Source organism: Bacteroidota bacterium (genome assembly GCA_034723125.1).
In the GTDB taxonomy this organism is placed as follows: domain Bacteria; phylum Bacteroidota; class Bacteroidia; order CAILMK01; family JAAYUY01; genus JAYEOP01.
In genome coordinates, this window is the sequence record JAYEOP010000373.1 from 1 (window position 1) to 10293 (window position 10293).

Here is a 10293-nt window from a genome sequence, read left to right on the forward strand (position 1 = left end):
AGTGAGAGGTGAGAGGTGAGAAGTGAGAGGTGAGAGGTGAGAGGTGAGAGGTGAGAAGTGAGAGGTGAGAGGTGAGAATTACTGATTACCTGTTTGTTTGGAATTACGATAAAAAACATCATTCGTTAAATTTGTATAATTCGATGAAAATAAACAAATCACCAGATAAGCAAAACTTGCGACACGAAGTTAGCTCGTATGAGTCCGCATGGATAAACAACTTAATGACAATTAAATGACAGCGAAGCAAATGACCACTAAATGACTATTGAAACAAATCAACAAATCACCAAATAAACAAAACTTGCGACACGAAGTTAGATCCTATGAGTCCGCATGGATAAACAACTTAATGACAATTAAATGACAGCGAAGCAAATGACCACTAAATGACTATTGAAACAAATAACCAAATCAACAAGTAGTAAATTATCCGTAATTACTGATTCTCATTAGTTGTGAAGTGTTAAGTATCTTTATTTTTTTACCGTCTAACTTAACTAATTTTTCATCGACAAAAGATGACAAAGTCCGGCTGGCATTGGATGTTGTCATATTTGCTAGATTTGCCAAGTCGTTTCTGCTAAATCTTACATCAAGAAAACCATTGTTATCAGCAATTCCATAAGTGTTTTTTAAAACAAGTAATGATTCTGCTAATCGTCCTCTTACGTGTTTTTGAGTTAAATTAACAATCTGGTTTTTTGTATATCCTAACTCAAAAGCAAGTCTCTTAATTATTTCTAAAGCTAAATTTTCATCATCTTTTAAAACTTTAAAAACAATATCTTTATCAATATGACAAACTGTACTATCTTCTAAAGCTATTGCTGAGCAATTATAATTTTCTTTCGACAATACTGCTCTGTATCCAAATAATTCAACAGGTTTTACTAATCTAATGATTTGTTCTCGTCCAACTCCTTCCTTAAAAACTTTTACTTTGCCTGAATTAAGGCAAATTAGTCCTGTAGGAATCATTCCTTCTTTAAATATGGAATCTCCCTTTTTATAATTGCAATTTAGTTTGTTATCTTCTATTAATTGTCTGTTTTCAATTGGCAAGTTTGCAAATAATGAATTTTTATTGTTTTTACAATCTTCACACTTTAGAGTATTTTTGCAACCATTATTCATTTTGTGGGCATTTAATAATTATCGCAAAAATAGTGTTTTATAACAAATTTATCAACCTTTTTTAACAAAAAGATTAAGCTATTATTTTGACCAACGTAATAGGCAACAAATCAATGTGTAGAGTAAGTGTGATTTTTTTTTTAAAACAAAATTTAACTGAACCTTGATATTTTTTCAAGGTATTTCTTATCAAGAATATCTATTTGTTTGCTTTTTACTTTTATAATTTTTTGATTTTTAAACTGAGTTAATATTCTACTTGTACTTTCTTTTGACATCCCTGCCAGCTCTGCTATGTCTTTTCTAGTAATTGTCATTGTAAATGATCTTGTAAAATAAACTTCATTTACTAAATATAACAGTGCATCTGCAATACGTCCTTCCATATTTTTGTAAATAACACTAATTATTCTTTTGGATAAGTTGAGTTGTAGTGCATTGTAATGTTGAATTACAGATGCAACATATTTTGTGTTTGATAAAATTATTGATTTAAATACTTCAATATCAATAAGACATACAAGCGAGTCCTCAATAGCTATTGCAGATTTGTTGTAACGATTATTATCAAAGATTGCAGGGAAATCAAGAAAATGAAAAGGTCTTACAATTTGAGTAATAAAATTTTTATTTATGTCTGTTTCAATAAGTATTTTTACTAAACCCGAATGGATGTAAACAAAATGTTTTGAGGTAGTTCCTTGCTTAAAGATAGTTTCTCCTGCTTTAAAGTGAACTTCTTCTCTGTTTTTATTTATTATCTGAAGCTCTTCTTTGTTTAATTTGCGAAAAAAACATTGCTCTTTTTGAGTACAGTTTTCACAATTAAATTTATTTTTAAAATCAAACATTCTTTTCCATTTATAATAAAAATTGAGATATCTCAATTTATTTTTGCAAAAACTCAATGTATTTTCTGTGATGTTATTTAAATAGATAAATACATTTGCACGGACAAAAGTAATCAAAAATGGATTCATTTCTGAAAGTATATGGAACAATATTGAAACGTGAGACCTTGTCTTGTTCAAAATTGACTCCTAATAAAAAGTATTTGATGTTAAAATCATCAGATCCATTTCCTGATTATTATTGCTCAGAGCTTGACCCTACTGATATAAATTGCAAAATTCCCACATATTATTTACCATACAAATCATTTGATTTAGTAAATGATGATAGGGTATTTCGTTTATGTTTAGAAACAAAAACAAAATTTGACATAGATATTTGTTCTACACAAATTACCTTAAATGAAAAATATCCCAATGCCTTTAGAATAAAGGGGGATAAGATTGAAAATAAAATTGATGATATTGTTGATTTTATTATGAATAGCAATGTTGAGTTTTATAAATCAAAGATAGTAAGTCCTTTTTTAAGTAAAATATATCTTAAAAGCGTTTTTAATCTAAAGGAACTTAAAAATAGTATTTTTCAAAATTCAGTTTGCAATGATATTTATTATTTCAAAATTTCTGAAAAGCTTGATTGGGCAATATTTGAAAAACTTATAACTTACCTTAGGTCAATTAATGATATTAATAATGTTGATTTTGCAATAGGTTATTGGTATGATGAACCTAAGTTTGTTGATTTTGTTAGGATTTATAGTAAAAATATAAAAACCAGTGAATTAATATCTTTGCAAGAAAAGTTTGAGGATATATATAATAATTATAAACAGAAAACTTTAATTTTTTAATAAAATATATTATTAGATGAATATAAAAAATATTTCAATATCATTTGTCATTTTGTTGATAGCTTGGTTTTTACTGAACGGTAATTTTGAAATTGTTACAGTAATTTCAGGAATAGTGATTTCTGCTCTATTAGCAATAGTATTTTGTAAACACTGCAACATTTTTTCCAGTATTAAATTTACTCCAAAAGCGTTTCTATATTTTATAATATATTTATTCGTTTTTATAGGAGAATTAATTAAGTCGAATTTGGATGTGGCTCGTAGGGTACTTACGCCTTCTTTACCAATTAAACCGGGGATTGTTGAAGTAAAAACAAAACTAAAATCAAAAATTGGGCGACTAGTTCTTGCTAATTCAATTACATTAACACCCGGTACATTAACAATTGAAATGATAGATGACAAATTGTTCATTCATTGGATTAATGTAGAAAGTGATGATATTGATGAAGCAACTAAACAAATTGTTCAAAAATTTGAAAATTATTTGGAGGTAATCTATGGTTAATACTTTATTATATATTTCTATGATCTTTATCGGATTAGCTATTTTGTTGTCATTATGGCGTTTTATTAAAGGTGATACAACTATTGACAGGATAATATCTTTTGATGTACTTACCATTATTTCCATTGCACTAATAGTTATGATTTCGCATATAGCTGGAAGAGTAATTTATCTTGATGTTGCATTGGTTTATGGTTTACTGAGTTTTCTTGCGGTTATTATTATTGCAAGATATTTTGAAAAAGGATTATAAAAATTATTTATGGAAAATTTATTAGAAATAATAGGAGCGATAATAACTTTAATAGGCTCTATATTCTTGTTCCTTGGTTCGTTAGGGCTTGTTAGAATGCCTGATGTTTACAATAGAATTCAAACAGGAACTAAAGCATCAACTTTGGGAACAATACTTACTCTTTTTGGAATAGCTTTAATAAACACTGATTGGTTTGGGAAAATCTTTTTATTAATGGTATTTATCCTTATTACTAATCCTGTTTCATCTCATGTTCTTGCAAGAGCTGCTCACCATATTGGAATGCACTTAACCAAGAGAACTGTAGCAGATAAACTGGAAGAAGAGGAGAAAAAAAATAATATAAAAATTAATGTTAAATTATAATGTTTAAATCATCAATTTCTAATTTTTGAAAATATGACAGATACTTATATAATAATTTCCATAGCTTTAGGATTAGTTATTTTGGTAATGGCAATAGTTGCAGTATATCAAAAAAAATTATCTGTAGTAATTCTGGCTACAGGAGCAGTTAGTTTGTTTGCCTCTGTAATTTATATTTTATTAGCAGCACCTGATGTTGCAATGACAGAAGCGGCTATTGGAAGTGGTTTATCAACCGTAATTTTTTTCTATGTACTAAATAAAATACGTAAGAATAATGCTTAAAAAAGGTTTTATACTCGTAATTCTTGTTGCTTTCTCATCAATTTTTCTGGGCTTGCTTGCATTCTTTAATGGTAACTCAGAATTATCAAACTTAGGTTTGTATTATGCAAATAATGAACCTTCTGAACTTGGAGCAGCAAATCTTGTAACAGCAATAGTTGTAACTTATAGGGGTTTTGACACTTTGGGTGAAGTTGTAATTCTCTTTTTAACGGCTGCAATTATTGGATTTTTCCTTAAACTTACAAAAGAGGAAATAGATGATAATACAAGAATGAAAAGTTTATGTTCAGCAAGTGAAATTTTGCAAACTGCAGCAAAAATTTTAGTTCCTATAATTTTTCTATTTGGAACTTATATTTTCATAAATGGTCATCTTACTCCTGGTGGAGGATTTCAGGGTGGAGCTGTTATAGCTTCAGGGCTTGTACTCTTATTCCTTGCAAATCCAAACATGAAAATTAATCATCGTTTGATTTCTGTCATTGAATCTATTTCCGGATTATCCTTTGTATTTATTGGGATACTGGGAATAATACTTGCCGGTGGTTTTCTTGATAATAGAATATTTGAATTAGGAACTTTTGGAAAACTATTAAGTGCAGGGACAATTCCACTTGTTTACATCTTTGTAGGATTAAAAGTCGGTTCGGAATTATCAAGCATTGTAAGTACTTTAAACGAAACACAAAAAGAAAAATAAAATGGGTTATTTTAATATTGAATATATTAGCATAGTTACAGGTTTTCTTCTAATATTAATTGGGATTTTTGCAATCCTGACACAAAAAAATATCATTAAAATTGTTATAGGCTTTTCTCTCTTCGATACAGGTATTCACATTGTAATGGTAAGTATTGGATATATCCGCAACAGAACTGCACCAATTCTTGATTCTGCAGTTGATATTGAAGATGCAGCAAATCAAATTGTTGACCCTGTACCACAAGCTTTGGTACTAACGGCAATTGTTATCGGGCTTGGTGTAACTGCTCTTATGCTTACCTATGTTCTTAAGTTACACAAAGAGAAAAAGACATTGGAAATTCAAAATTTCAGCGACCTGAAATGGTAAAAAATTATATTTGTAAATAATAAATAAAGCAAAAACATGGTTTCACCAATACATATAATCACAATATCTCTCGGAGTTGCTTTTGCACTTGGTCTTTTTGGGAATATACCTAAAAAAGTTTTAGCTTCAATAATGCTAGTTGCTCTTGCTACAATAACTTTTATTTCAGCACAATGGGCTTATGCATTATATTTTGGAAATGTAGAAACGACTCAGGTATTTACTGCAGGTTTTAATCCTCCCTTTTCTATAAATTTAAGAATGGGAATGCATGAAGCTTTCTTTACATTACTTATTAATAATATAGGTTTGTTGGGTGGCATTTATCTTTTTAACACACTTGTTAAACAAGGACGAAATGCAATAATTGTTTTTCTTGTTTTTATAATGGGATTAAATGTAATTATTCTCACACAAGACCTTTTTAATTTATTTGTATTCCTTGAAGTTCAGAGTATTGCTACTGCAGGATTAATTGTTTTACATAAAAATAGAGATTCGATATCTTCAGGTTTTAAATATATGTTGGCAACAGGTATTATTGCAGGATTATTATTAATTGGAATTATCTTTTCTTATTATTTTACAGGTTCACTTAATCTTGCTGATATTATAAATATAAATCCAGCAATTACTAAAGGCGGTGCTATTGCGGTATTTTTAGTGCTAATATCAATTCTTCTTGAACTAAAATTATTTCCTGCCAATGGTTGGGCTTTAGATGTTTATCAAAGTGTGAAACCTGGATTTGCAGCTATTCTTTCAGCAGGTTCTGCTTCTGCAGTATTCTTTGTTTTGTACAAGTTACTTCCTATTGCTCCCGAACAGTTCTATGAAGTTATTGCTTATCTTGGAATAGTAACTTTTATTGGTTCAAATTTATTAGGAATTAGACAAAAAAATTCAAATCGTTTACTTGGATATTCTTCTATAGGTCAAATAGGATTACTAATTACAATACTTGGTTTATCACCATTCTTAGGCGAAAAAATAACTTTTATTGCTTTTGGAATTCTTATTAGTCATTATTTGGCAAAAGCCGGATTGTTTTGGCTTTCTGGAATTGTTAAGCAACAGGATATTAAAAACTGGTCGAATCTAAGGAAAAAACCTGTTTTATTGATTTTATTCGGTACTTTTATTTTTGCACTAATAGGTTTCCCTCCATTTCCATCATTCTTTGGAAAGTGGGAATTAATAATGCAACTATCTGCTACTAACATGTTTCCATGGGTAATTGCAATTTTATTAGGATCATTCATTGAAGGTATTTATCTATTCAGATGGTTAGGATATGCTATAAAATCAGATAATTCAGAGTTACCTGAATTAAAAGTTCCTATTCATAAATTTGTTTTGGTAGCAATATTTGGTGTTTTAACATACCTTGTAGGATATTTTGCAGGCACTTTTGTTGAAGGTGTTAAGTTTGCAAATTATATTCCTTTGATTTTTATTGCAGCAATTTTTCTTATTGACTTTATTCCAGCATATATTAAAAATACACTTTCTATTGCGGCAATGAGTTATTATGCCTATACGGTTCTTCCCGGACTTTATGAAAATGACTTGTTAAGGTTTATTTTCTTTTCAATATTTATCTTGGGAGGTATTTTAACACTAATTGCTGGATATTCTTACAAAGGAAAAAGACAGGGTTTTTATCCCGCTACATTAATTATGTTTGCAGGATTAGGCGGTATTATTCAAGCAGAAACATTAATTCAATTCTTTTTTGCTTGGGAATTAATGACAATAGGATCTTATATACTTATTATCAGAGGAAAAAAATCTATGCCTCACGGATATAGCTATATGTTATTTTCTGTTGGAGGTGCATATTTAATTCTTGCGGCATTTGGTTTAACAACTGCTGAATCGGGAATAACACTTCAAGCTTTAAGTGCAGTAACTTTAAATGCTAATCTTATTTTTACAATGTTAGCAATTGGATTTATGACCAAAACAGCTTCATTAGGATTACACATCTGGTTGCCGGGTGCTCATGCAGAAGCTGAATCTGATGTTTCTCCAATGGTTTCAGCTATTTTATTAAAAGCAGGAGTTTTTGGTTTATTAATTACTTTTATTGCAATGGGTGCTGAACAAGCAGGAAGCAGTAGTTTATTATATGTTCTTGGTTGGCTTGGTGCTTTAACGGCTCTTGTAGGTAATATGGCAGCAAGTTTTCAAGAAGATGCAAAACGTTTACTTGCATATTCAAGTATAGGTCAGTTAGGTTATATTTTATTTGCTTTTGCAATGGCTACTCATCTGGGATGGTTAGGTGGTTTTACATATACTTTAAACCATTTTGCTTTTAAAGCTATATTGTTCTTAACTATAGGAGGAGTTGTTTTAAGAGTTGGCACTCACAATATGTATGAAATGGGCGGATTAATTAAAAATATGCCATTTTCATTTATTGCAGTTCTTATTGGAATAATAACATTGTCAGGAGTTCCTCCTTTATCAGGATTTGCAGGTAAATGGTTATTTTATAATGCAGTTTTAATGAAAGGTTGGTATTTTCAAGGAGCAATTGTGTTTTTTGCAGGTATAGTAGCATTCCTCTATTGTTTCCGATTAATTTATGCAATCTTTTTAGGACAACTAAAAGATAATCATAGAAATGTAAAGGAAATTTCATTATGGTTTTTAATTCCGATTTATACTTTAATAATGGGAATTATGGTATTTTCTGCTAAGCCTGCTCTTATTTTACAACCAATAGGAGATTTTTTGACTACTTATTTTCCATCAAATACTCTTACATGGACAGGAACATCAGCAACTACAAGCTTAGGTTACTGGGATGGAAATTGGGTGATGATTATTGTTGGAATAATGTTCATGATAGTTTTAGGTTGGTTAATAGCTACTAATGCCAAAGCCAGAAAAGTTGGACAGTTTGATATTGTGTATGCAGGTGAAAAACCATTCAGACCTGAAACAACTCACATGGCACATAATTTATATGCTGGATACAACAAGGCTCTCGGTTTTATAGTATTACCATACATTACAGATTTTTGGAATTGGATGTCAGAATCCATTCATGCAATAGCTGATTTCTTTAGAAGAATATATTCCGGTAACGGACAAACTTATGTTCTTCATATAATTTTATATATAATCATTACTTATTTTATTATTTTTTAAAATAATTTAGAATAGAAAGATATGGATAACATAGTAACAAAACTTTTATTTACACTCTTAGGATTATTTATTGTCCTTAATTGGGGTTTATTAATGGGAGCTACAATGCGAAAAATTGTTGCACGTGTTGCAGGAAGATACGGTATCCCTTTTTATCAACCATGGATTGATTTGGTTAAATTATATACCTTGCGTACATCTATCACTCATGGGATAATGTTTTATCTTGGACCTGTATTCAGGCTTGGTGGTGGATTAGGTATGTTCTTATTTCTCCCATTAATTTTTGGTTCAGAATATTTTAGCAATTTTTCATGGTCAGGTGATTTAGTTCTTATTTTATATTTCCAGTTTTTTGGAATGCTAGGTATGGCACTTGGAGCAGGAGAGGGTGGACATCCTAATTCTGCAATTGGAATTAGCAGGGGTTTGGCACAATTTACAACTGTTGAAATTCCAATGACACTTGCTGTTATTTCAATAGCTATTCAATATCAAACTCTTTCAATTACTGAAATTGTTGCTGCTCAGCAAGGTGGGGTTTTTAACTGGACATTATTTACTAATCCTTTTGCAACTGTTGCTGCAATGCTAGCACTACTTGGAGCATTTAGGCATGCTCCTTTTAATCTTGTTAAAGCACCAAATGAAATTCCAATTGGACCTCCAACAGAGTATCATTCTTCATTCCTTGGAGTTTTAAGAACTAATAATGCGATATTACATGTGGTAGAAGCTGTGTTATTTATGAATCTATTTTTTGGTGGAGCAACAAACTGGTTTGAATTAATACTCAAAACATTCTTAATTTATTTCTGGTCTGTTTTTGTTGGTGTTGTATCTCCAAGATTCAGAATAGAACAATCGGTAGTATGGTTTTTAAAAGTTCCTTTAGTTATTGGAATTATAGCAATAATTATTTTCATTTAAAATTTACAAAAAAATCAAATAATGTCTGATAATAATAAATCAAATAATATAGAGGATAAGTTTCTTGCGGAGGAGAATAAAAAGAGGATAGTTATTGATCCTGATGGAGCTGAGATAGAAATAGATCCCTTAAAAGACTATTTCTGCGATCAAAGACCGGAGGTAATAGATCCTAAGAACAAAGTTGTAGAGAAATTTTTAAATTGGGCAAGAGCTGAATCTTTGTGGGTTTTAGGTTTTGGAACAGGTTGTGGAAGTATTGAGATACCTCCTTTATTAACACCTAGATTTGATGCATTTAGATTTGGTGTTCAGATGAGACCTACTCCAAGACAATCTTCTGTAATTATTGTTTCAGGATATCTTGCAATAAAAACATTGAAAAGGGTTATTCGTTCTTATGAACAAATGCAAAGTCCGAAATTTGTCCTTGCTCTTGGTAGTTGTACCATAAATGGTGGAATGTATTACGATAGTTACAACACAATAAATAGACTTGATTATTATATGCCTGTTGATGTTTATGTTGCAGGTTGTATGCCTCGCCCTGAAGCATTATTAGCAGGATTTAATAAACTTAAAGAAAGAATAAAAGATGGCAGGGCAGAAGGAGCAAATGAATATGCCAAAAAGTTTGATTGGTATAAAGCAAATCAGAAAAAAATAATCAAGGATTGGAATATGCCTGATTATAATTGGTAGGTTGAGGATAAGGTTGAGGATAAGATTGAGAATAAGATTGAGAATAAGATTGAGAATAAGATTGAGAATGTATGAATTTAAAAAAAAGGAAATATGGAGTATGATGATTTTCGGAAAATGAGTGTTTGGCAAAAGTCATCGGAACTTGTTGTCCTAATTTATG

At 30.2% G+C, this 10293-nt stretch carries 13 protein-coding genes; 10 read left to right on the plus strand and 3 right to left on the minus strand.

The genetic code is table 11. The features are described 5' to 3' along the window. Positions 1–429: 429 nt before the first annotated feature. Both U9R42_09950 and U9R42_09955 read right to left on the minus strand, forming a co-directional pair. Positions 430–1137 (minus strand): Crp/Fnr family transcriptional regulator, encoded by a 708-nt coding sequence (locus tag U9R42_09950; GenBank protein MEA3496343.1) that lies wholly within the window; start codon positions 1135–1137, stop codon positions 430–432. Between the two features lie 152 nt (positions 1138–1289). Next, complete coding sequence (locus U9R42_09955; protein MEA3496344.1) at positions 1290–1988, minus strand: Crp/Fnr family transcriptional regulator; 699 nt, start codon at positions 1986–1988, stop codon at positions 1290–1292. Positions 1989–2194: 206 nt separating this feature from the next. Here U9R42_09955 and U9R42_09960 point away from each other — a divergent pair, with 206 nt between their 5' ends. From U9R42_09960 to nuoB, 10 genes are read left to right on the plus strand one after another with little or no spacing between them, the layout of a single operon-like run. Next, positions 2195–2842 carry a hypothetical protein gene (locus U9R42_09960; protein MEA3496345.1) on the plus strand — a complete coding sequence of 216 codons (648 nt, stop codon included), beginning with the start codon at positions 2195–2197 and terminating at the stop codon, positions 2840–2842. 16 nt (positions 2843–2858) lie between these two features. Further along, complete coding sequence (locus U9R42_09965; GenBank protein MEA3496346.1) at positions 2859–3353, plus strand: Na+/H+ antiporter subunit E; 495 nt, start codon at positions 2859–2861, stop codon at positions 3351–3353. Further along, a complete protein-coding gene (locus U9R42_09970) occupies positions 3346–3606 on the plus strand; it encodes a monovalent cation/H+ antiporter complex subunit F (GenBank protein MEA3496347.1) in 261 nt (86 codons plus the stop codon). The genes U9R42_09965 and U9R42_09970 overlap by 8 nt, the downstream gene beginning before the upstream one ends. A 9-nt stretch (positions 3607–3615) precedes the next feature. After that, positions 3616–3975 (plus strand): monovalent cation/H(+) antiporter subunit G, encoded by a 360-nt coding sequence (gene mnhG, locus U9R42_09975; GenBank protein MEA3496348.1) that lies wholly within the window; start codon positions 3616–3618, stop codon positions 3973–3975. A gap of 33 nt (positions 3976–4008) precedes the next feature. Beyond that, positions 4009–4260 (plus strand): hydrogenase subunit MbhD domain-containing protein, encoded by a 252-nt coding sequence (locus U9R42_09980; protein ID MEA3496349.1) that lies wholly within the window; start codon positions 4009–4011, stop codon positions 4258–4260. Next, positions 4253–4963, plus strand: a complete 711-nt coding sequence (gene mbhE, locus U9R42_09985) for a hydrogen gas-evolving membrane-bound hydrogenase subunit E (GenBank protein MEA3496350.1) — start codon at positions 4253–4255, stop codon at positions 4961–4963. Before U9R42_09980 ends, mbhE begins: the two co-directional genes overlap by 8 nt. A 1-nt stretch (position 4964) precedes the next feature. Beyond that, positions 4965–5336 (plus strand): NADH-quinone oxidoreductase subunit K, encoded by a 372-nt coding sequence (locus U9R42_09990; GenBank protein MEA3496351.1) that lies wholly within the window; start codon positions 4965–4967, stop codon positions 5334–5336. Between the two features lie 36 nt (positions 5337–5372). Beyond that, a complete protein-coding gene (locus U9R42_09995; protein ID MEA3496352.1) occupies positions 5373–8498 on the plus strand; it encodes a proton-conducting transporter membrane subunit in 3126 nt (1041 codons plus the stop codon). Positions 8499–8519: 21 nt separating this feature from the next. Next, positions 8520–9428, plus strand: coding sequence for an NADH-quinone oxidoreductase subunit H (locus U9R42_10000; protein MEA3496353.1), 909 nt, complete (start codon positions 8520–8522; stop codon positions 9426–9428). Between the two features lie 21 nt (positions 9429–9449). Then, positions 9450–10130, plus strand: coding sequence for an NADH-quinone oxidoreductase subunit NuoB (nuoB, locus tag U9R42_10005; protein MEA3496354.1), 681 nt, complete (start codon positions 9450–9452; stop codon positions 10128–10130). Here nuoB and U9R42_10010 read toward each other — a convergent pair. Continuing rightward, positions 10096–10293, minus strand: a 198-nt coding sequence (locus U9R42_10010) for a hypothetical protein (GenBank protein ID MEA3496355.1), incomplete at its 5' end; no start/stop codon positions are given. The genes nuoB and U9R42_10010 overlap by 35 nt on opposite strands.